Below are 23,579 nucleotides of genomic sequence, written 5' to 3'. Positions count from 1 at the left end.
GTGTATATACGCAGTAAAAGCCACCAAAGTTAGGTGGCAAATTTAGTTATTAATTTAGCTATTACAAAATATTTCTTTAGTTAAAAAAAACGGCCAAATTTTAAGTATTTTTTACCATTTTTTTCACAAAAAGCTCCAATCGGTTAGATAATGATTCATCTACAGAAACTAATGGCAAACGCAATATATTCTCTGAGATACCAAGAATCTTAAAAATTTCTTTGATCCCTGCCGGATTACCTTGTTCAAAAATCATATCAATGCAATTAGCTAGCAGATACTGAAGCTTATAAGCATCATCTACTTTTCTATTTAATCCTAATCGAATCATTTCAGAAAATTCTTTTGGAAAACCCTGACCAATTACTGATATAACTCCTGATCCGCCTGCTAAAATAATCGGAAGCGCAATCATATCATCACCCGAAATCACTAAGAAATCTTTAGGCTTGTCTTTTATAAGCTGCATCGCCTGAACTAAATCTCCAGCAGCTTCTTTTATAGCCACAACATTTTCAAAATCATTTGCCAATCTGATAACAGTTGACGGCAACATATTACTAGACGTTCTTCCTGGCACATTATATAGAATTACAGGAATCGGAGAGGTTTCTGAAACTGCCTTGAAATGCTGATATATTCCTTCTTGACTTGGCTTATTATAATAAGGCGAAACAGATAAAATCGCTTCAAACGCAGATAAATCTCTTGTACGCAACTCCTCTACAACTTTTAATGTATTATTGCCCCCCACTCCAAGAACTAATGGCAGTCTGCCCGCATTCACTTCAATTACTGTGGCTATAACCAGTTCTTTTTCATCTGCTGACAGTGTAGCATTTTCTGCTGTAGTACCAAGCACAACAAGATATTCAACCCCGCCGTCTATCGAAAAATTCACAATTCTTCTTAAAGCTTCAACATCAATTGTAAAATCGTTATTAAACGGTGTTACTAGGGCAACTCCTGTTCCTATTAATGATTGCATAATTTAAATTATATTTTGTTTAATATTTTTAAGTACCGAAATAACTCATGAATAAAACCTTTGTAATCTTCTATATCTATGTTTATCAACAAATGATTCAGTCTTTTATCTACATTTGAAAAACCAACTTTAAATTTTGCCTTAGATTTATTTGTCAAAAGCAACAAAACTGGCTTCTCTTCATTATAATAATTAATTAATAAATCAAACTCATCCGAAATAAATTCATTAATTCCCTGTTCTGTAAATTCGCATTCCAGGTTTAAATTTTTCAGGCTAAATGTTGGATGAGGATATACTTCTTTGTCTTTTAAATTATCACGATAAGCAATAATTTTTATATTATCTTCAATAATTCCATTCCGAATAATTTCTTGCTTTAATGCATTTGTTTCTAAAAAACTGCTTCCATCTATAATCAAACCGATACGCATAACAGAACTCCTTAAAGACTCTTCCTTAACGTTCTGCAATTGTTTTTTTAAGGTTTTTTTTAATAAAAAGCGCTTTACATAATTTAAAAACATAGTACTTTTACAAGATTACAAATTTAATTATTTAAGTTAATTTAAGATGGTAAATTTAAAAAACTACAACCACTTTTTAAAACTTTTTGTTATATTCTTAACATTATTTTCTATTATTTTATGCAACTCGGAAAACTAAGCAATTCAATAATAAAGGTTTTAACTTGACCTCATGTAAAAAACAGCAGCAAAAAAAAGGGCCATGAAAAATCAGGGGGGACAATATAGAATTTAATTGAAGTCGAATTGATTTTTAATTTATTCTCATAAACAAATAAAAACTCTAGGAAAATCAATAGCCGTTTAAATCCTCAATTACTTTATCTTTCTCCAATAAGTAGCTCACCATAAAAAAATACGATAAAAATTGAGTGATTAAGCTAACAAAAGCAAAGAGAGAATTATAAAAATAAAATTTATATATAATAAAAAAAATATCCGTAATTATAAAACAAATACACATTAACATGCCATTAAAGAAAGCATAACTCCCGCTTTTGATATAGTTTATGATTGAAACGATACTCAAAACGCTCAAAATTATCCCAAAAAACACATACAATGAAAAATCAAGTTCTAAATTTTCGAGTTCTAAGTTTAAAACGGAATAACAAATAGCTCCAATTCCAAGAATTAAAATAAAAATAGAAAGGCTGTCTTTATAACTAAATTTCAAGTATTTAAATTCTTCTTGCGCTAAATACAAAAGCAAAACATAAACCATCAAGACAGATAAGAAAGACCCCATTGCAGATTCACTAATATTAAGCGTGGTAAAAACATCTCTCAAAAAAAGCAGCAAGAAAATCAATCCTTTAACAAATGTAATCCTGTAATTGTTAGACACCAAATAATAGATAAACAAAGAAGGAACTATAATTGATTTACCACACAAAACTAAACCTTCATAATCCAATAACTTAAATAGTATAACCAATACTGAAGTTACAAAAAATAATATAAGTGATGGAGTGCTAGCTTTCATTCAGCATTATTATAAATTGGTCTTCTGAAATTATTTCCACGTTCAGTTTATTTGCTTTTTCTAATTTAGCAGGTCCCATATTATCTCCAGCAACAACAAAATCCGTTTTGGCTGATATAGAACTACCCACTTTACCTCCATTATCTTCGATAGCCTTTTTTAAATCATCTCTTGAAAACTGAGCAAAAACCCCTGAAACAACAAATGTTTTTCCGATGAATTTCTCTGTTGCGTTTGGATTTATTTTTTCGACGATTTCAAACTGAACGCCATAACTTTTTAACCGTTCAATTATTTTCTTATTTTCTTCATTCTCGAAAAATTCGATTACGCTTTTAGCAATTCGTTCACCTATTTCGTCAACTAAAATCAAATCCATTAAAGAAGCCTGACTTAAAGCGTCAATATTTTTGTAATGTTTGGCTAATTTCTTGGCGACAGTTTCACCAACAAAACGAATTCCTAATGCAAACAAAACACTTTCAAACGGAATTTCTTTAGATTTTTCAACGCCATTTACCAGATTTTCAGCAGATTTTTGCGCCATTCTTTCTAAGTGCAAAATATCCTCAACTTTTAATTCATACAAATCAGCATAATTATGAACCAAGTCATTTTTGAAAAGCAAAGCAACCGTTTCTCCGCCAAGACCTTCTATATCCATTGCTTTTCTTGAAATGTAATGCTGGATTCTGCCAATAATCTGTGGAGGGCAGCCATAAAAATTTGGACAATAATGATTGGCTTCTCCTTCGTTACGAACTAACTCTGATTGACATTCTGGACAATGTGTGATGTATTTTGTGACTTCTGAATTTTCAGTACGCTTGTCTAAATCTACCGCTATAATTTTTGGAATAATTTCTCCTCCTTTTTCCACAAAAACAGTATCATTAATTCGAATATCTAACTTTTCTATTTGATCAGCATTGTGCAATGAAGCACGCTTTACAATAGTTCCAGCCAATTGTACTGGTTCAAGATTAGCAACAGGAGTTATTGCTCCCGTACGCCCAACCTGATAGGTAATCGAATTTAGTTTTGTTGAAACCTGCTCTGATTTAAATTTATAAGCAATTGCCCAGCGAGGTGATTTTGCTGTATAACCCAATTCTTGCTGGTGTTCGATACTATTAACTTTTACAACAACTCCATCCGTTTCATAAGGCAATTCATGACGATGTACATCCCAATGGTCTATGAACTGAAAAACCTCTTCTAAACTATCGGCCAATTTTGCTCCAGCAGGTACTTTAAAACCCCATTTTCTTGCTGTTTCCAAACCTTCAAATTGAGATCGAAAAGGCACATTATTCCCAATAACAGAATACAACAAACACTCTAAAGGCCGTTTGGCAACTTCGGCACTATCCTGCAATTTTAAACTTCCAGAAGCTGTATTTCTTGGATTCGAATAGGGTGTTTCACCAATTTCAATTAATTCCTGATTCATTTTTTCAAAACCAGCATAAGGCAATATAATCTCTCCGCGAATAGCAAACTGCGATGGAAAATCCCCTTTCAATTGTAACGGAATTGATTTAATTGTCTTAATATTATTGGTAACATCATCTCCCTGAAAACCATCTCCGCGAGTTACAGCACGAGCCAATTTTCCATTTTCATAAGTAATACTAATTGAAGCGCCATCATACTTTAATTCACAAGTATACTGCAAAGGAACATCACCAAGAACTTTCTGAATTCTATTCTCCCAGTCAATCAAATCTTCTTTAGAATAAGAATTATCCAAAGAATACATACGGTATTCATGTGCAATAGTTTCAAAATTTTTAGTAACCTTACCTCCTACTCTTTGCGTAGGCGAATTGGCATCAAAAAATTCAGGATGCTTGTTTTCCAAATCCTGAAGTTCTTTTAATTTCATATCAAACTCATAATCAGATAATGTTGGATTATCCAGCACATAATAATTATGATTGTGAAGATTGAGCTCTTCTCTAAGCGTTTGTATGGTTTCCTGTATATTCATATGCAGATTATATTTGCTTTTTTTATGGGTCATATGTAATTCGCATATCGTATATTAGTCTTTATCAACATTTTTCGGGTATGCTCATTTCATAAAAAAATTGGCTATTCTAGTAAATTAATAATCTACTAAAATAACCAATTTAAAATTTAAAAATCAAATTTTATGACTCAATAATAGTATTAATTTGGTTGTATAATTGTCCGTCGCTCAAAATTGAACCTTGCTGAATCAATTGAAAAACAGAAAGATTGCGTTCCTCTGTAAATTCTTTTTTACCCGCTTTCATTTCAATAGTTTCGGTAAACATATTATCACTCAGCCATTGCAGCCCATCTTTTGTCAAAAAATCAACATCGGAAACCAATGATTTCAAAACTATTGATTTTATATAGGTATCAAAACAATGAAACAGGAAGATATGATTTTTGGAGAAAAATTCCAAATACGCAGCTCTTGACAAAACACCTTCCCAAACTAAATCTGAAAAAACATCCAGCTCCTGCTCGGCAACTTCAGGTTTTTCTGCCTTGATTTGATCCCATTCGGCTTTATCAATTGCCTGAGCAGCCAAAAAATTAGTGAACTCCTGCGTTAATTCTTCAAACTGTTCTTTGGTTAACCTAGAATATTTCATTTTTTCCAATAATTATTTTAAACAAAAAAATCCCGATTTTCATCGGGATTTCAATATATACATTTAAAAATTATGCTTTTTCAGCGATAATTTCGTATGCTAATTCAACGATTACATCTCTGTGCAATCTAACTGAAGCAGTATATTTACCAGTACGCTTAACGATACCAGAAGTAATAAATTTTCTGTCAATTTCAAAACCTCCTTTAGCAATTGCCTCAGCGATATCAATGTTTGTAATAGATCCGAATAATTTTTCACCACCTGCTTTTGCAGAAATTTTAATTTCTAAAGCTTTTAAGTTTTCAGCTAACGCTTTTGCGTCAGCAACAATTTTAGCTTCTTTGTGAGCTCTTTGCTTTAGGTTTTCAGCCAATACTTTCTTTGCAGAAGAAGTAGCTAAATGAGCAAATCCTTGTGGAATTAAAAAGTTACGACCGTATCCGTTTTTTACAGTTACTACATCATCTTTAAATCCTAAATTCTGAACGTCTTTTCTTAAAATAAGTTCCATGTTGTTGTCCTTTATTTGAGAAGTTAGGTTTCATTTTACCGAAAACCAACAACTGTTAATTTTTAATTATTTTAATAAATCAGCCACGTATGGCATTAAAGCTAAGTGACGAGCTCTTTTTACAGCTACAGACACTTTTCTTTGGTATTTTAATGAAGTTCCAGTTAAACGGCGAGGAAGAATTTTTCCTTGCTCATTAACGAATTTCAATAAGAAATCAGCATCTTTATAATCGATATATTTGATACCTGATTTTTTGAAACGGCAATACTTTTTAGTTTTGTTAGTTTCTATGTTTAAAGGCGTAAGATATCTGATATCCCCGTCTTTTTTTCCTGAAGCAGATTGTTGTAATGTTGCCATGATAATTAAGCTTTTTGAGATTTAAGTTTTGCTCTTCTTCTTTCAGCCCAAGAGATAGCATGTTTGTCAAGACTTACAGTTAAGAAACGCATAACTCTTTCGTCACGTCTAAATTCAGTTTCGAAAGCAATTAAAACTTCTCCTGGAACTTTGAATTCGAACAAGTGGTAAAATCCACTTTTTTTGTTTTGAATTTCGTAAGCCATTTTTTTAAGGCCCCAATCTTCTTTCGATACCATTTCTGCTCCTCTACTAGTAAGAAAATCTTCAAATTTGCTTACTGTTTCCTTTACCTGAACTTCAGATAAAACGGGATTTAAAATGAAAACAGTTTCATAATGATTCATAAAAAATTTATTTATTTGTTAAATTGGGTGCAAAAGTAATCTTTTTTTCCAAACAAACAAATGCTAACCAAGTATAATCGACAAACGGTGGAAAAAAACATGATTTTTTAAAATTAATTAAAAAAAAAAACTATTTTTACTCTACCGAATCAAAAACTTGATACTATGAAACTAAACTGTGTTGTTGTTGATGATAGTTCAATACAAAGAATGATTATTGCAAAACTGGTTAATAATCATACCAACTTAAACCTAATCGGAGATTTTTCAAATGCAATTGAGGCAAAAAGCTGTATGACTGTCCATACGGTAGATTTAATATTTCTTGATATTGAAATGCCTGTGATTAGTGGTTTTGATTTTCTTGACGGTTTAAAAACCAAGCCTCAAATCATTTTCATTACTTCAAAAGCTGAATATGCGATGAAGGCATTTGATTATGATGCAACCGATTATTTGCAAAAACCAATTTCTATTGAACGATTTAATGCTTCTGTCCGCAGAGCGATTGACCACTTTCTTCTTAAAAAAGAAAATAAGGAAGACGAAGGAGAGCATATCTTTATCAAAAGCAATCTAAAAAAACTAAAGATATTTACTTCTAAAATTAAATGGATTGAAGCTTTTGGCGATTATGTAAAAGTAGTTACAGAAGACGACAGCAATCTTGTGCTTTCCACAATGAAATCATTTGAAAATGATTTATCAAAGGATAAATTTATTAGGGTACACAAATCCTATATTGTAAACATTGACAAGATCGACCGTTTCAATAGTAAGTTTGCCGAAATTGGAGTGACAAAAATTCCTTTAAGCAGAAACAAAAAAGAAGATTTAGTAAAAGCACTTGCTTATTCTTAAATCAAAGCAATAGCTTAATAAAAATCAACATTTACAGCTACTTTTATTGCTCTGTATTGTGAAACAGCCTCAAAACTATTCAATATTTTCTGAATAGTTTTTTTTGTACCTATAATGGAAGTATTTTGGGGTATTTTAATTATTATAGTTCTTATGTATTCATTTCGAATTCTGCTGATAGCTGGCTCTTCGGGACCTAAAACTGGCATTGCAAGATTCTGGCTGAGTACTTGATACAACCACATGGCACCTTCTTTCAGCTTGTCAAAATCACGCTGCTTCAAGGTCAGTTTTATAATTCTGAAATATGGCGGATACTTATAAATTTGTCTGTCATACAATTGCTCATTATACATTCCTAAATAATTTGAGTGCGTAACTTGCTGTATCGTATTGTGATTGGGATTGTAGGTCTGAATAATAACTTTTCCTTTTTTATCGGAACGTCCGGAGCGTCCAGCAACTTGGGTCATCATTTGAAAACTTCGTTCAAAAGCTCTAAAATCAGGGTGGTACAGCATCGTATCGGCATTCATAATACCAACCAAATTTACATTGTCAAAATCCAATCCTTTGGCAAGCATCTGGGTTCCAACCAAAATATCAATCTCCCGATTCTTAAAACTGTCAATTATCTTTTCGAAACCAAATTTTCCTCGGGTTGTATCCTGATCCATTCTGCCAATTTTGGCATTTGGAAAAATAGTTATCAGCTCCTGTTCTATTTGCTCTGTTCCTAATCCTTTTGTAGTCAAATCTACACTATGACAGGCATGACAATGAGTTGGATTCGCAATAGAATAACCACAGTAATGACAGCGCAATTGGTTTTTATGCTTATGATAGGTCAAACTTACATCACACGACTGACAATGAGGAACGTGACCGCAGGTAATACATTCTATAATTGGAGAATAACCTCTTCTGTTTTGAAACAAAATCACTTGCTCCCCTACAGATAAAGAAGCTGTAATTTCTTCTATTAAAACATCACTAAAATGACCGTTCATTTTTTTTCGAAAGTACTTATCTTTCAAATCTACCAGCAAAACTTCCGGTAAACTTGCGTTTCCAAAACGCTTCGAAATTTCAACGAATCCAAATTTATCTGATTTTGCATTATAATACGTCTCAATACTTGGCGTTGCCGAACCCAAGAGTACTTTAGCCTTATGCGCATTGGCCAAAACAATAGCAGAATCACGTGCATGAAACCTAGGAGCAGGATCTGACTGCTTAAAAGTCTGTTCATGCTCTTCATCAATAATTATAAATCCTAAATCATAAAAAGGCAAAAACAAAGCTGATCTGGCTCCAATTACAATTTGGGCTTTTTCAGCATTTAACAAAACCTGATTCCAAACCTCCACTCTTTCATTATTGCTGTATTTAGAATGAAAAACAGCAACTTTATTTCCAAAATGCGCTCTGATTCTTGAAACCAACTGAGCGGTTAAAACAATTTCCGGCAACAAATACAGTACTTGTTTTCCTGTTGCCAAATACTCCTCTATAAGTTTAATATAAATTTCAGTCTTCCCACTTGAAGTAATTCCGTGTAAAAGACAAACTGATTTTTGCTTAAAACTTTCTTTTATCGATTCGAAAGCATTTTGCTGATCTGGGCTCAACTGCAGTTCATCTTCCCTTCCTTTTCCAGCAAAATTGATTCGGTCTTCCTGCAAAAAATAATCCTCCAGAATCTCCTTATCGATTAATGCTTTAATAATTGCAGGAGTCGATTGAGCTGTCTCAGCCAGTTTTTTTACTGTAATCGGCTTTTTCTCAGTCGCGCTCAATTGGAAATAATTCAAAACTATTTCCTTTTGCTTATTGGCGCTTTTTAAAATTTCGAGTAAATCCTTTAAGCCTTGATCCGAATCGTATTTTGGATGCAACCGCACATATCTAACCAATTTAGGMTTGTATGTTTCCTGGAGTTCTTCCTGCAGCACTAAAATATTTTTATCAATCAATTTTTGAATAACCGGAAAAATATTCTTTTTATTCAAAATTGAAATAATATCTTGTATTTTTAATGAACTCTGTTGCTGCAAGGCTTCATAAATTAAATATTCATCATCCGAAAGTAAACTTTCATCAACAAATAAATCATTTTTTCTGGTGATCAGCGTCTCACTTTCCAATAACAATGCGCTTGGCATAGCATTACGGTACACGTCCCCTATAGCACACATATAATAATCAGCAATCCAAAACCAGTGATTGATTTGAAACTCGGTTACTACAGGAGCTGTATCTAAAATTTGATGTATTTCTTTGGCTTCGTATAAAGTAGGTACGTTATTATGGATTTCAATAACTAAAGCCGTATAGATTTTATTTTTTCCAAAAGGCACTGTAACTCTCATTCCTTTCTTCATGAATTGGAATTCAGTTTCAGATACAGAATATGTAAATGTTTTAGCTAAAGAAAGCGGTAAAATGACTTCGACGAAATACATGTAAAGAATTTATGGTCTGTAAAATTACTTTTTATTTAATTTATCAGACGCTTTTTTATTTTTATATTCCTGAACCAATTTCAACGTATGATTCAAAGATTTTGTATCAGTCCAATCATCATGGCCCGGAATAATATACTTTGGATTTTTAAATTTTACCTGTACTTTTTTAATGGATTTCTCCCATTCATTCACATTGGCATCGCCTAAATAACCTAAATCTTTTGCAATTGAGCTTTTAATAAAACATCCTCCGTAGAGTAGTTTTTCTTTATCAAACCAAACTACGATATTATCTGGCGCATGCCCTTTTCCTGGATAATAAACTTCAAATTTATATTCTCCAACTTTGAAAATAGTATCATCCGGAATTACAAATTCAGCTTTTTTTTCATTTTTTAGAATCTGATCCGTTAATTTTATGGTATACGTTTTAATTCCCTTTTGTCTGTAAAATTCCAGCCCACCTGCGCGGTCATCATGAGAATGCGTTGCGAGACACATCACAACATCCTTTTTATGTTTAAATTTTATGCTGTCCAGTAAAGGCTGAAATTGCGACTTATCCCATGGAGCATCAAATAAAACAACTCCTTTATCTGTAACTAAATACATTGCGTTTGCAGAAACCAGATTTCCTTTATAATTATTAAAAGTTTTATAAATATAAAAGCCACCCATAAGATGACTTATTTGCAATGGCGAATTTTTAGATTGTCCAAAGCTTTTAGACAGTATTATAAAGAACAAAATTACCGATGCCAGTTTTTGCATTTGCATTAAAATTAATTTTTCACTCTTGTCCAGTATTGAGTTCTTCCTATAATTGAAACCCCAATATAACCGCGGAGTTTTAGTCTATCTGGAGACTCTAATATGATATAGCATTTATATTTTTTACCATTTTCAGGATCCAAAATTGTTCCTCCATTGTATTCTGAATCGTCTTTTTGAAGACCTTTAATTATAACCATTCCTAAAATTGGTTTGTTTTTATCAGCGCCATCACATTTCCCGCATACATCTTTTTTGTGTTCCGCACGAAGTATTTCGACAATTTTGCCGTATAGTTTCCCTCCTTTTTCATAAATCTCTACTATTGATTTGGCCCGTCCTGTCTCATCATCAACGGTTTTCCATTTCCCTAAAATACTCTGGCTTTGAACATTAAAAATCATTGCAAAAAACACAACTAAACCAAATACGATACTTTTTTTCATTTTTCCTTAAATTATTGTCTCACTTTTTTATTCAAAAATCACCTTTTCTAGTCGATCAGGATTTCTTTCGGCAAGAATACAAAATTTCACATAAACAATCTCATTCATTGCTAAACTTTGCTGCTGTCATTTGTTTTTTTCAGCTTACGGATCGTTGCATTCAGCTCAAATCCCAATAATAAAATCATACAGTTAATCCAGATGTAAAACATCATAATTAACAATGTTCCAATCGAACCATACAATTCATTATATTTTGAAAACCGCAACACCCAAATTCCAAAAAAATAAGAAGAAATAATTATAAGTACTGTTGTAAAAACCGAGCCAACGCTAATGAACGGCGGCTTATGCGACTGTTTAGTTCCATACCGCAATAAAACCGAAGATGTAATCAGAATCATTAATATTACAAAAATATATCTTCCTAAAATTATCAGCGGAATCCGGTCACTCAGTACATCCTGTATCGCTGTGCTTTGAATCAAAACCTCAAAAACCACAATAATTGCAACTGTCAGAAGCAAAAGAACAGAAAGCAGTAATGAAATTCCCAAGGCAACAAAGTATTGATTCAAGAAACCTCTTTTTTCCAATACATGACGGGAAGATTCAAATCCGCCAAGAATTCCGTTTATACCATTTGCCATCAGGAAAATAGACAGAAAAAATCCAGATGACACTAATCCAGTGTGACTGTTATTAAGAATATCGTTAACAATATTGGCAATAGCATCATACGTATTGGGGGGAACTCCGTCTTTTACAAAATCCAGAAAATCGTTTTGAAATCCTTTTATCGGTATGTAAGGAATTAAATTTAAAATAAATAACGCAAAAGGAAACAGCGCCATAAAAAAGCTAAATGCAACCGCACTGGCGTGATAGGAAAATGCTCCGTCTATGATTCCCTCAAAATATAATTCTAATAAATCATAAAACGAAAAGCCTCCCAAACCTGGCATTTTAATCTTTTTCAAGATATGCATCAGACTTCTTATAACTGGGATTTTTTCGATTTTTTCCTCGATCTTAAATGTCATAACCTAAATTGCTTTCAAGCTTAAATCCATGTTATAAACCGAATGCGTTAATGCTCCCGAAGAAATATAATTGACACCGCATTCTGCATAAAACCGCATTGTATCTTCATTGATGTTTCCCGAAGATTCGGTTTGGCATTTGTTACCAATTAAAGCAACAGCTGTTCGGGTATCTTCATAATTGAAATTATCAATCAGAATTCTGTGTACTCCTTCACTTTTTAGAATTTCTTCAATTTCGGCAAGATTTCTGGCTTCAACAATAATTTTTAAGTCCAGATTATTTTCTTTCAGATAAGCTTGAGTTTTGGCTATTGCCAATGTGATTCCACCAGCAAAATCAATGTGATTATCCTTTAGCATAACCATATCATACAATGCGAAACGGTGATTTTCTCCCCCTCCAATTGTTACAGCCCATTTTTCGGCAACACGAAATCCTGGAGTGGTTTTGCGGGTATCTAGTATTTTTGTATTCGTTCCTTTTAACAATTGCACAAAACTGTTTGTTTTGGTAGCTATCGCACTCATCCGCTGCATAGTGTTTAACACCACTCTTTCGGACTTCAGAATAGATTGTGAACTAGCCAAAACATGAAAAACAACATCGCCTTTTTTGACTGGCGTACCATCTTCAATAAAGGTTTCTATCTGCATATTAGGATCAACATATTCAAATATCATTTTTGCAAAAGCAACTCCGGCAATAATACCGTCTTCTTTTACCAATAATTTTGCTTTACCCATTGCGTTTTCAGGAATACAAGCTAAGGAGCTATAATCTCCAGAGCCTACATCCTCTCTAATAGCATTTGCAATCAATACCTTTAATTCGTTTTGAAACTGCTCTTCAGTAATCATTTTTTTATTCTTTAATATAGAATGCTAAAGTAGGATTTATTTTGTGCAATAAAAAGCAAGTCTGTTTGAAAAGTTTGAGTTTTTACATTTATTTATGACAGATCAATATTTGAATTACTAACTGTTTCAATATGTAAAGCTTCGATTTTTTCGCAAAAAAACCTGCAGAAATTATATTCGCTGCAGGTTACAGCTCAACCTTAATTGATATAAGATTATTCTATGCCTTTCTGGTCTATCAAATAAATCATTGCAGTCATTGTCGCTGCGCCAAGTTCCAGCTCTCTTTTGTTAATTGCATCAAACTTATCATTCGCTGCATGATGATAGTCAAAATAACGCTGAGAATCTGGTTTTAAACCAGCTTTAACAATCTTTTTAGCCGTTAAATGTTCAATATCTGATCCTGCATGGCCTATTGTAAAACTGTGAACCAAATACGGTTCAAAAAAATCTTTAAATCCTTGTATCTTTTTGAAGTTAGCATCATCTGCTTCAATAGAGAAACCTCTTGGAGTAAACCCGCCAGAATCACTTTCTAAAGCAAAAACATGATTTTCGTTCTTTTGCTTTGCTTCTTCTTCATATTTTGCTCCGCCTTTTCCACCATTTTCTTCATTCATGAATAAAACCACACGAATCGTATTTTTAGGCTTATAATTTACATTTTTAAGAATACGGATCACTTCCATACTTTGTACAACTCCTGCTCCATCATCTTGAGAGCCATCAGCTAAATCCCAAGAATCAAGATGTCCTCCAACTACCATAATATTATCGGGACGTTCTGTTCCTGTTAGTTCACCAATTACGTTATGAGACAAAACATCCGGTAATGTCTGGCATGATAATTTGAAATAAAATTTCAGTGTTGGATTCTTTTTTAAGGATTCGCTCAATAATTCAGCTCCATTTGTACTTATTGCAGCAGTTGGAATATATTTCTCTTTTGGCAAATCCCCATAACTTTGTGCTCCTGTATGAGGATAATCGTCTAAACGTAAATTCATTGAGCGGACAATAGTTCCTACAGCACCAAATTTCGCTGCTTCTTTTGCACCAGCAAATCTTTGGTCAACACAAGCTCCATAAGAGACAAACGTTTCAATGTTTTCAGGATTCATTGGGCGATTGAAAAACACAATTTTCCCTTTTACTTTATCACCTAATTCATTTAATTCCTTTATTCCCTTAACTTCAATTACCTCAGCTGTAAGCCCCGTTTTTGCAGTTGCAACTGATCCGCCTAAGGCACAGATCGGCACAACAGTTTTGGTTCGATTGTTTAAAATATAAGCAGTTTCTTTTTCTCCGCGAACCCAATGAGGCACCATTACTTCCTGCAGATATACTTTATCTAGTCCAAGACCTTCTAATTGTGATTTTGTGTATTTAACTGCAGTTTCTGCATTGGCAGATCCAGACAGACGGCTTCCGATATCGTTAGATAAATGTTTTAACCAAGAATAACATTGAGATTCGGTTAAGGCTTTTTTATAAAACAGTTTAATGTTTTTTTCATCATTTGATTGTGCAAAAGATGTCAATCCGTTTAGAAATAAAGCAGTTAAAAGAATTGTTTTTTTCATAAGTAATATTCCTTTATTGGTTATCAAAACCCTTTTTTGGGCTAAAGCAAAGAAACAAAATTCTAAACAACCAAAAGGGATTTATCCGCTGACTTTTCTCAAAATCTAAAATTATTTTATCTCAATAATCTTATTTTTAGGCCCTATTCCATTTTCATTAAAAGGCTCAATAGCAAAATAGTACTTTGTTCCTTTATCTAAACCTCTAAAATCATAAGAACTGTCTCCGTAAACCATTATGCTGTTGTATAATTTATCTGGAGCTATTCCATAAAAAACAGTATAACCAGTGGCATCTTTCTGTTTTTTCCAAGAAATGACTGCATTACGGGAATCAGATGCATTTCGTTTAACTTTAAAATCAGCTACAGCCTTTGGTTTTTCCAATAATCCATTTCCAAAAACCCTAAAATCTGAAACTGCAAATAGACCGGAAGCGTTATGAATATTGACCATTTTGATATAACGGGCTTTAATTGATTTTGTCAGCTCAACATAATCGTGAGGAACATCTTTATCGTTGTTTGACTTATCGACCACTAAAGTCCAATTTTCGGCATCATCAGACATATAGATCTTATACTGATAATAAATATCCATGGCTTTATTGTACTGAGTCGCTTTATGATCTGCATAATTGATTTGTAGTGCGTTAATTTCCATCTTTCTGCCTAAATCAAGCTGTAGCCACTCACCTGCTTTATCTGTCGTTGCCGACCAATACGTTTGAATATTTTCATCGGTTAAATTCGAAGCATCATAACAGATTTTTTCAAACACTTTTTTACCTCCATTATCCACTCTGTGTGTTTCGACTTCCTTACACTCTTCGGATGAAGAAACTGTAACAGGCTTTTTATAGGAAAGTAACATCCAGCCTGAAGAAGCTCCTTTTGTTTGATCTCGCTGCCCTGTTGGAAGCACAATAGGAAAATCTCCATAAGAAGTAATAGAATACATCACATTATCTTTGTCAAATCCGGCTGGGAACATATCAATTCTTCGTTCAAAACGGTCTTTTATTGAGATTTTACAGGTTCCCGTATTCCAATAATTACCGTAATTATCAGCAAAAGTATTTCCGTGTCCGGCACCAATTACAAAACCTCCTGGCTTATACGACATCGGATTGTGTTTTTGATATACAAATGGTCCCAAAGGGCTATTCCCTACATGAACACCATTTGCATATCCCTTAAATTCCGTAGCCGGAGCGCCATATTGCATGTAATACTTTCCATTGTGCTTGGTCATCCACGCACCTTCAATAAAATTCCCCCAAGGTGCAGGTTCCATGTCGTTATTAGACCCAAAACGCTCCCAACCATGTGTTACGGGATCTAAACCAATAACTGCTTTTGCCTCACCATACGGGCGCTGAATATCTTCAACTTCGGTTGATGCATATAGTTTTGCGTAGTCATCCTGATTCCCTTTAGGAAGCCAGGTTTTATAATCTACTTCAACCCCAACAAGCGGTAATTTTCCGCTAGAACCATAATACATATAGACTTTTTTATCATCGTCCTGAAAGATTGCAGGATCCCAAGTTGGCAGCATTGCGGTGTTTACATGTCTTGTCCATCTTCCTGACTTTGGGTCAGCTGTTTTCCAGATCGGATGATCTTTTTTCCAAGTTGAACCTACATAAAACAAAGTGTCATTTACAACCCAAGCCGCAGGCGCACACTGATCATCATCACCCGGATTTCGCTGAAAACTGCCATATACAAATTTCCAATCGGACATATCTTTGCTCGAAAAAAATCCAGCCTGATTAGTTGCAAATAAATAATAATCTCCTTTATAGGTAATAATCACAGGATCTGCACTGGAACGGCGGGATTCTGGAATACCATTATGATTTTGAGTCGTATAATTGTAACCTATATTTATTGGATTACAATAGGTCACTGCTGGTTTATTAGGATCAAACCATTCTGTTTTTCCACCAACAGCATTATTTTGAGCTTTTGTATTGACTGAAAAACCAATCAAAAAAAGCAAAAGCGTTATCGAATACAGTTTATCCATTTTTGTTCTATTTATATTAATGATTTAAGCTTTAGACAGTTTTTCTTTTGAAACTAAAATTTGTCAAAATGTATTCTCGCAAAGGCGCTAAGACGCAAAAAAACCATCTTAACTTTGCGTCTTAGCGTCTTTGCTAGAGTGAATTAAAGAATTTATTAATAATATTACCCTCACTCGGAAATCAATCTGAAACAATCAAATTTGATATAATTTAAAAATATTTTATCCTAAATAATGATTAAAAAAAAGCCCTTCGTCTAACCAAAAAACGAAGGGCCAAACAAACTACTAACCAATTTTAATCTGCTAAAATGAAATTAACTTTCTTATCTGCATTTGAGTTTCCTCCAACAAAAACTTCAAACTGTCCAGGTTCAGCAACAAATTTTAAATCCGAATTATAGAATTTCAGGTCTTCTACAGTGATATCAAATGTTACTGTTTTCATTTCTCCTTTTTTCAGCGTTATTTTTTGAAATGCTTTAAGTTCTCTAACAGGTCTGGTTACAGATCCTACAACATCTCTAATATACAATTGAACCGTTTCCTTACCGTCATAATTCCCAGTATTAGCAACTTCAATACTAACTGTTACTTTTCCATCAGCATTCATTTTATCAGATGAAATTTTCAGGTCTGAATATTCAAAATTGGTATAGCTCAATCCGTAACCAAAAGGAAATAATGGTTCGTTTCTTTCGTCTAAATAATTAGATCTGAATTTTTCAAATTTACCTTCTGTGTTAGAAAGAGGTCTTCCTGTATTTTTATGAGCATAATAAATTGGCACCTGCCCAACGCTTCTTGGAAATGTAGTAGTTAATTTCCCAGAAGGATTTACATCACCAAACAAAACATCGGCGATAGCATTACCAGCTTCGCTACCGGCAAACCAAACATTCAAAATAGCTGGAACAGTTGCATTTTCATCGTTTAATACTAATGGACGGCCGTCAAATAATACGAGCACTACAGGTTTTCCTGTTTTTAATAATTCGTTCAATAAATCTTTTTGCGCTTGAGGAATTTCTAAATTGGTACGGCTACTGCTTTCTCCGCTCATCTCCGCAGATTCTCCAAGTGCTGCAACAATAACATCAGCTTGATTAGCTGCTTTTAAAGCTTCGGCGAGCATATCTTCTTTAGATCGTTTATCTCTGTTTAAGGTTTTTCCAAACATAGTGGCATTGGTCTCAAAAGTCTCATCATAATCTAAATTACTGCCTTTGGCATACAGTACTTTGGCAGATTTCCCTGCAACTTCCTGAATTCCTGCCAATAATGAAATACATTTTTCTCTATTAGTAGCAACACTCCAAGTTCCTGACATATTGTTTTTGGCATCCGCCAATGGTCCAATCAAAGCAATTGTTCCCGATTTTTTCAAAGGCAGTAACTGATTTTTATTTTTTAGTAAAACCAATGATTGAGAAGCTGTTTTTCTGGCTTCATCTCTGCTGGCTGTGGTAAAAATTTCAGTTTTCGATCTTTTGCCATCACAATATCTGTACGGATCTTCGAATAATCCTAAATCATATTTGGCATTCAAAATCAATGTAACCGCATTATCAATCTGCGCTATAGTAACTTTCTTTTCGTCCAATGATTTTTTTAAAGTAGTCAAGAATCCTTCGCCTACCATATCCATTTCAACACCAGCGTTCAAAGACATAGCCGTTACAGTCTGCAAATCGCCCATGCCGTGTGCCATCATTTCAGGAATACCTGTAAAATCAGTAACTACAAAACCTTTAAAACCCCATTGTTTTCTCAACACATCAGTCATAAGCCATTTATTTCCAGTGGCAGGAATACCGTCAACTTCATTGAAAGAAGCCATAACCGATCCTACTCCAGCATCAACAGCGGCTTTATAAGGAGGAAAATAGTCATTAAACATTCTTATATGACTCATATCTACTGTATTGTAATCGCGTCCTGCTTCTGGCGCTCCATACAATGCAAAATGCTTAACACATGCCATAATCGAGTTATTCTTAGAAAGATCATGTTGCTGATAACCATTCACCATTGCTTTGGCTATTTGGCTTCCCAAATACGGATCTTCCCCGGAACCTTCTGAAATCCTTCCCCAGCGCGGGTCACGAGAAATATCAACCATAGGGGAAAACGTCCAGTTTATTCCATCGGCACTCGCTTCCTGTGCTGCAATTTGAGCACTTCTTTCGATTAAATTCATGTCCCAAGTACAGGAAAGTCCAAGAGGAATCGGAAAAGTAGTTTCGTAACCGTGAATTACGTCCATACCAAAAATCAAAGGAATTTTCAAACGGCTTTTTTCGACAGCAATCCGTTGTACTTCTTTTATTTTTTGAACTGATTTGATATTAAATAATCCACCGACCTTACCTTCTTCAATTTTTCTTGCAACATCAGAGCTATTGGCCTGACCGGTGGTTATATCTCCCGAAGTTGGCAAATTCAATTGTCCTAATTTTTCATCCAAAGTCATTTTGGATAACAGCTCGGCCACAAATTCGATTTTTGGTTTTATTTTAACGGCTTTTTTATTTTCTTTCTTTTGGCTGTAGCCAAAAAAAACAGAGCCTAGGAGTATTACAATTACTATTTTTTTCATTTTTTATTTATTTTATTTTGCTTCAATATCCAAGCGTATGTTGCTGAATTATCATAAACCTGAGTCCAACAATCATGACCTGAATCGTTGAATAGCTTTAACTCAACATCTTTATTACATTTTTTTAATTCTTTATAAATGGCAATATCGTTATCAACAGGAACCACATTATCTAGCAAACCGTGAAAAATTCGAATGGGAATTGCTTTAATTTTGCAGATTTCTTCCAACTGATTGATATCTACGAAGCCTGAAACTGGTACAACTGCAGCAAACATTTCTGAATGCTTTAGAGCCAGACTCCAAGTTCCCCATCCTCCAGAACTTAACCCGGTAAGATAAATTCGGTTAGAATCAATATTATTTTCTTTCTGAATTTTTAAAATCAGTTCATACAAAAAATCTGGATTCCATTGTTGTCCTTCCGGACATTGCGGCGCAAGAACATAAGCATCTATATCATGGTTTTTTAAATACTTGAAAGGGCCATGAATTTTTACTTTCTCCACATCCGAACCATTTTCGCCAGAACCATGCAAAAAAACAAGCAATGGTTTTTTCTCTTTAATGTCAGCAGGAATATGCAATGCATACCCCAATTCCTGTTTTTGCACAACCTCTATTTTAGCATTACCAATAATATCCTTTTGGGCAAAAGTCAATAGTGAAAACAAAAAAAATGGAATTATGATTTTATATTTCATATACAGATTATATTAAAATCCATACTTTCCAGAATGAAAGCCAAGATTCAGCAAACCTTGTTTTACCTCTGGCGCATTCATGAATAATTTCCATAACAAACCAGTGCGATGGTTTTCAATCATTGGCGCAATAGTTCCCTGGTCAATTGCCAGATAACGAGGGGTAACCCAATTATAATGTGGCGAAAAAGCATCATAAGGCCCTGCAATTCCTACGTAAGTGTTTTTCTTTTCATCGTATAAATAATGTAAAAACTTCATGCTTTCGGCAGGAGTAAAAGGAAAAGCAGACAAAGCTGCGGTTGGAGTAATAACCCCAGTATCGTTCAAAGGCTGGTGAGCTGTATAACCTGTTGTCCCATCTGGATTTCTGGTATAACTCGCTGTAAGCCCCCAACATTTTTCAGAATATCCATTCCATTGCTTTGGATTTGCAATGCAATATTTATTAATGATTTTGGAATGATTTTGGGTTAATTCCCAGTAATTGGCATACTTATCCGTTAACTGACTTGGGTCAAGTCCCAAATAAGAATACTGAGCCCAAAACAAAGGACCTACATTGCCCGTAGCTCCATTATAATTAAATATTACCGGAAGTCCATATTGAGTAGCTCCGTTTATAATTGCTCCATTTCTAGCCCAAGCTTCATGATAAGCTGCCGCAGGAATGGCATGAGCAACAGATGAAGCTCCCAAAATATAGGTAATCAAACATTCATTATAACCTTCTAATTTGAAATTCATTTCCCAGCCATAATTAGGAGACCAGTGCCAATACATTGCATTTTCACCTTTGGTATACCAATTCCATTCAACTCCTTTCCATAAATTATCAGCTTTTAAAGCCAATGCTTTCTCTGCTGTATTTCCGTTTTTAAAATATTCTCTAACAATTAGCAATCCTTGGCATAAAAAGGAAGTTTCTACAATATCACCTCCATTATCTTTAGTTCCAAAAGGTATAACATGACCTGTTTTTCCATCAATCCAATGTGGCCAAGCTCCATGAAAACGGTCTGCATTTTCAAGGAAAATCATAGCTGTTGTCAATCGGGAAACTGCCTCGCCTCTATTTACAAAACCACGTTCTACTCCTACAATTACAGACATTAGCCCAAAACCAGAACCGCCAGTAGTAACGATATTCGCTTCAAAACTAGGATCTTCGGTAAGATAACGCTCTCTTGCCAATTTAGAGTTGGGTTCGGCATAATCCCAAAAATACTTTATAGCATCTTTTTGAACCTGATCCATGGCTTGTTCATCGGTCAAAACGGCTACAGGTGTTGTTGGAGTTGTTGGTAATGGAGTGCCTCCACTATTTCCTTCGGGTGTTGATGAAGAACAGGAATTGAAGAAATTCAAAAAAACTAATAAGAATAGATGACTTTTCATTTTATAAAATGTATTAATGGCTAAAAAATACACACCTGATTTATTAACTTTATCAGGTGTGTAAATGAATATCTATCTGTTGTCTTTTTCTAATTTATAAAGAGCTGTAACTTCATTATCTGCAAGTGCTACATCATAAATTCTAAATTCGTCCATTAAACCAGTATAGTGAAGCATCCATCCATCAGCAGCACCCCAAGGAGCTCCTAAATGCTGTTGATAGCCACCAATAATAAATTTTGAAACTTCGGAATTAGCTAATTCTCCATAGGGACCTCCTCCAGTTAAAGGATCGCTTGCATATCTTTTTGAAATAGATGCAGGCAGATCTAATTTTTGACCATCAATATAAAGACTGTAAGTAGAACTTATACCATTATATGTCCAAACTAAATGTTTCCATGATCCAAACATATTGGCTAAAACATTTGCTCCTCCATGTTCAATAAATTGTCCCGACCAAGGAATACTTGGCGTAACATCTTTTTGGATATGATTTTTTAATAACATTGTTGTTGCTGGTCCAGTACCTTCAATCAGAGTAAAAATGTTTCCCCAAAAATCAGTTTTCTTAGGAAGCATAAATAATGATTGAGCTCCTCCAGTATGCGGATTAGTTTTTATCCACATTGAAACTGAAATACTCTTAACATTAATTACAGAACTTGATACATTATTATATGCAATAAATGAACTTGAAGAACCTTTGTATGCCTCTCCTTTTATACCAGCTTCATAAGCAACATCAGTTCCCACTCCACCAGTTATAGCATTTTTTGAATCTTGTATATTACCATCAAAACTAAATTTTGAAACTAAATGGTCTTTAGCAATTTCATCTGAGTTTTCATAACCTCCAATTGACTCATAAGGAATTGGAGCGTTTACTTTATCAATGCTTTCCTCATTACAGCTTACAAAAAATTGTATGGCTATAACTGAAGCAAATAAGAAAATATATTTATTTTTTTTCATTTTACCTTTTTTTAAAATTAATTATAACCTGGATTTTGTTGTGACAATCCACCAGCCTGTTTAATAAATGATGCAGGAATTGGAAACAATTCGTTTTTGCCTTCTGTAAAAACTTTATTGTCTACAGCAAATGCAGCTTTGGCTTGACCTGTTCTCACTAAATCGAAGAATCTGTCGTGCTCAAAAGCCATCTCTACTCTTCTTTCTCTCCATATCGCTGTTCTGATATCTGCTTGAGAACTAAAAGTTGTATTGGCTAATCCTGCTCTATTTCTAATTTGGTTTAACAAAGGAATTGCAGTAGAGGTTTGACCCAATTCATTTAAAGCTTCCGCTTTCATTAATAAAACTTCAGCATATCTTAGGTACTTAATATCAACATCTGTTTCCCAAGCATCTGTGTAAGCCGAAGAATAAGCCTTGTAATTGTATCTTTCATTTTCAACTGTATTTGGCACTATTCTGCCATCATATAAAGTTGTTCCTCTAAAGATAATTGTAGCTGCTTTTCTAACATCTCCGAGCTCATAGGCATTAACTAAACTTTGTGATGGTGTATTGAAACCCCATCCCCAACCGCCAGCGCCACGAGCGCCTTGCGTATTAGAATACCCCTCAATTCCTTTGGCAGGAACAGCACCCTGAGCGTAAATTTCAAAAATAGATTCTGAATCAAATTTTCCTGTAGCTTTATACATAGAAGCATAATCACTAACAATTGAATAACCTGTAACTTTATTACAGTTATCAATTACTTGTTGCCATTTTTTTTGATACAAACTTACTTTTGCCAATAAAGCATAAGCAGCACCTTTTGAAGCTCTAGATCTTTCATTTACAGAATAAGCTGTTTTTTCTGGTAAAGCAGCAATAGCATCATTTAAATCACTTTCGATAAAAACATATACTTCAGCTGCTGTTTTACGAGTCAACTGCATAATTCTATCCGAATCTGAACCTGGAACTGGCAAATGATCCACAATTGGAACTCCACCGTAGCATTTTACTAAAGTAAAATACATAAAAGCTCTTAAAAACTTAGCTTCACCAATTAGCCTAGCTCTTAAATTTGGATCAGCTTTATCTAATTTTGGAATAATGCTTAAGGCTTGATTACATCTGTTAATTCCATCATAATTAGCATTAAACGTACTCTCTGCAGATGGGTTTGAAGCATTGTATGTTAATGCATCCAGTACATCTTTGTCTGTTCCCGTATCACCAGGAGACGATCCTTTATCGGCATCATCAGAGGTAATGCTTGAAAGACCTATCCATCCGAATGAAGTCATATCCCAATTCAAAAACTTGTTATAAATGGCCGTAACAAACTGAGCAGCTCCAGCATCATTATTATATAATTCTATATCTTTTGTAGAAATAGATTCTGTTTGGTCTACATCTAAATAATCGTCTGCACATCCAGAAAAAAAGAATGCCGATACTACAAACGTTGCTATATATATCTTTTTCATT

Annotated in this window: 21 protein-coding genes; 1 reads left to right on the top strand and 20 read right to left on the bottom strand. The window is 34.0% G+C overall.

Going from position 1 to position 23,579, the window contains the following annotated elements; translation table 11 throughout:
* Positions 1-100 precede the first annotated feature (100 nt).
* The 8 genes from dapA to rpsF all read right to left on the bottom strand — a co-directional run bounded on the left by dapA (position 101) and on the right by rpsF (position 6,354).
* On the bottom strand, positions 101-988 hold the full coding sequence (gene dapA, locus AC1DVP_RS06590; protein ID WP_477182704.1) for a 4-hydroxy-tetrahydrodipicolinate synthase: 888 nt from the start codon (positions 986-988) through the stop codon (positions 101-103).
* Between the two features lie 8 nt (positions 989-996).
* Positions 997-1,515, bottom strand: a complete 519-nt coding sequence (locus AC1DVP_RS06585) for a DUF6913 domain-containing protein (RefSeq protein ID WP_477182703.1) — start codon at positions 1,513-1,515, stop codon at positions 997-999.
* 292 nt (positions 1,516-1,807) lie between these two features.
* Positions 1,808-2,500, bottom strand: coding sequence for a hypothetical protein (locus AC1DVP_RS06580; RefSeq protein ID WP_477182702.1), 693 nt, complete (start codon positions 2,498-2,500; stop codon positions 1,808-1,810).
* The gene (gene ligA, locus AC1DVP_RS06575) at positions 2,490-4,493 is read right to left on the bottom strand and encodes an NAD-dependent DNA ligase LigA (protein ID WP_477182701.1); all 2,004 of its coding nucleotides are present in this window, start codon (positions 4,491-4,493) and stop codon (positions 2,490-2,492) included. The genes AC1DVP_RS06580 and ligA overlap by 11 nt, the downstream gene beginning before the upstream one ends.
* Before the next feature lie 163 nt (positions 4,494-4,656).
* Positions 4,657-5,130 (bottom strand): DUF6495 family protein, encoded by a 474-nt coding sequence (locus AC1DVP_RS06570; RefSeq protein WP_477182700.1) that lies wholly within the window; start codon positions 5,128-5,130, stop codon positions 4,657-4,659.
* Between the two features lie 70 nt (positions 5,131-5,200).
* Positions 5,201-5,644: a 50S ribosomal protein L9 gene (gene rplI, locus AC1DVP_RS06565; protein WP_477182699.1), complete on the bottom strand. Its 444-nt coding sequence runs from the start codon at positions 5,642-5,644 to the stop codon at positions 5,201-5,203.
* Positions 5,645-5,710: 66 nt separating this feature from the next.
* Positions 5,711-6,007 carry a 30S ribosomal protein S18 gene (gene rpsR / locus AC1DVP_RS06560; RefSeq protein WP_007138295.1) on the bottom strand — a complete coding sequence of 99 codons (297 nt, stop codon included), beginning with the start codon at positions 6,005-6,007 and terminating at the stop codon, positions 5,711-5,713.
* Between the two features lie 5 nt (positions 6,008-6,012).
* Positions 6,013-6,354 carry a 30S ribosomal protein S6 gene (gene rpsF / locus AC1DVP_RS06555; protein WP_281298720.1) on the bottom strand — a complete coding sequence of 114 codons (342 nt, stop codon included), beginning with the start codon at positions 6,352-6,354 and terminating at the stop codon, positions 6,013-6,015.
* Positions 6,355-6,519: 165 nt separating this feature from the next.
* On the opposite strand from rpsF, the gene AC1DVP_RS06550 reads away from it, so the two are divergent.
* Positions 6,520-7,215: a LytR/AlgR family response regulator transcription factor gene (locus AC1DVP_RS06550; RefSeq protein ID WP_077370383.1), complete on the top strand. Its 696-nt coding sequence runs from the start codon at positions 6,520-6,522 to the stop codon at positions 7,213-7,215.
* Between the two features lie 14 nt (positions 7,216-7,229).
* Here the strand turns inward: AC1DVP_RS06550 and priA are convergent, their stop codons facing one another.
* The 12 genes from priA to AC1DVP_RS06490 all read right to left on the bottom strand — a co-directional run bounded on the left by priA (position 7,230) and on the right by AC1DVP_RS06490 (position 23,578).
* On the bottom strand, positions 7,230-9,680 hold the full coding sequence (priA, locus tag AC1DVP_RS06545) for a replication restart helicase PriA (RefSeq protein ID WP_477182698.1): 2,451 nt from the start codon (positions 9,678-9,680) through the stop codon (positions 7,230-7,232).
* Between the two features lie 24 nt (positions 9,681-9,704).
* Entirely contained in the window at positions 9,705-10,454 is a 750-nt protein-coding gene (bla-B1-FLAV, locus tag AC1DVP_RS06540; RefSeq protein ID WP_477182697.1) for a subclass B1 metallo-beta-lactamase, read from the bottom strand.
* Between the two features lie 11 nt (positions 10,455-10,465).
* Positions 10,466-10,900: a DUF2147 domain-containing protein gene (locus tag AC1DVP_RS06535; RefSeq protein WP_477182696.1), complete on the bottom strand. Its 435-nt coding sequence runs from the start codon at positions 10,898-10,900 to the stop codon at positions 10,466-10,468.
* A gap of 110 nt (positions 10,901-11,010) precedes the next feature.
* The gene (locus AC1DVP_RS06530) at positions 11,011-11,943 is read right to left on the bottom strand and encodes a YihY/virulence factor BrkB family protein (protein WP_477182695.1); all 933 of its coding nucleotides are present in this window, start codon (positions 11,941-11,943) and stop codon (positions 11,011-11,013) included.
* Between the two features lie 3 nt (positions 11,944-11,946).
* Positions 11,947-12,804 carry a carboxylating nicotinate-nucleotide diphosphorylase gene (nadC, locus tag AC1DVP_RS06525; protein ID WP_477182694.1) on the bottom strand — a complete coding sequence of 286 codons (858 nt, stop codon included), beginning with the start codon at positions 12,802-12,804 and terminating at the stop codon, positions 11,947-11,949.
* Between the two features lie 215 nt (positions 12,805-13,019).
* On the bottom strand, positions 13,020-14,393 hold the full coding sequence (locus AC1DVP_RS06520) for a M20/M25/M40 family metallo-hydrolase (protein WP_477182693.1): 1,374 nt from the start codon (positions 14,391-14,393) through the stop codon (positions 13,020-13,022).
* 111 nt (positions 14,394-14,504) lie between these two features.
* Positions 14,505-16,427 carry a family 43 glycosylhydrolase gene (locus tag AC1DVP_RS06515; RefSeq protein WP_477182692.1) on the bottom strand — a complete coding sequence of 641 codons (1,923 nt, stop codon included), beginning with the start codon at positions 16,425-16,427 and terminating at the stop codon, positions 14,505-14,507.
* Positions 16,428-16,725: 298 nt separating this feature from the next.
* Complete coding sequence (gene bglX, locus AC1DVP_RS06510) at positions 16,726-19,026, bottom strand: beta-glucosidase BglX (protein ID WP_477182691.1); 2,301 nt, start codon at positions 19,024-19,026, stop codon at positions 16,726-16,728.
* The gene (locus AC1DVP_RS06505) at positions 19,023-19,730 is read right to left on the bottom strand and encodes a carboxylesterase family protein (RefSeq protein ID WP_477182690.1); all 708 of its coding nucleotides are present in this window, start codon (positions 19,728-19,730) and stop codon (positions 19,023-19,025) included. Before AC1DVP_RS06505 ends, bglX begins: the two co-directional genes overlap by 4 nt.
* 12 nt (positions 19,731-19,742) lie before the next feature.
* Positions 19,743-21,128 (bottom strand): glucoamylase family protein, encoded by a 1,386-nt coding sequence (locus AC1DVP_RS06500; RefSeq protein WP_477182689.1) that lies wholly within the window; start codon positions 21,126-21,128, stop codon positions 19,743-19,745.
* Between the two features lie 72 nt (positions 21,129-21,200).
* On the bottom strand, positions 21,201-22,103 hold the full coding sequence (locus AC1DVP_RS06495) for a LamG-like jellyroll fold domain-containing protein (protein WP_477182688.1): 903 nt from the start codon (positions 22,101-22,103) through the stop codon (positions 21,201-21,203).
* Between the two features lie 17 nt (positions 22,104-22,120).
* A complete protein-coding gene (locus tag AC1DVP_RS06490; protein ID WP_477182687.1) occupies positions 22,121-23,578 on the bottom strand; it encodes a RagB/SusD family nutrient uptake outer membrane protein in 1,458 nt (485 codons plus the stop codon).
* Between the last annotated feature and the right edge of the window lies 1 nt (position 23,579).

The sequence above is a fragment of the Flavobacterium sp. P3_A6 genome, assembly GCF_056403035.1.
Note: the sequence above shows the minus strand (reverse complement) of the source record. Positions and strands in the feature narration are given on the sequence as shown.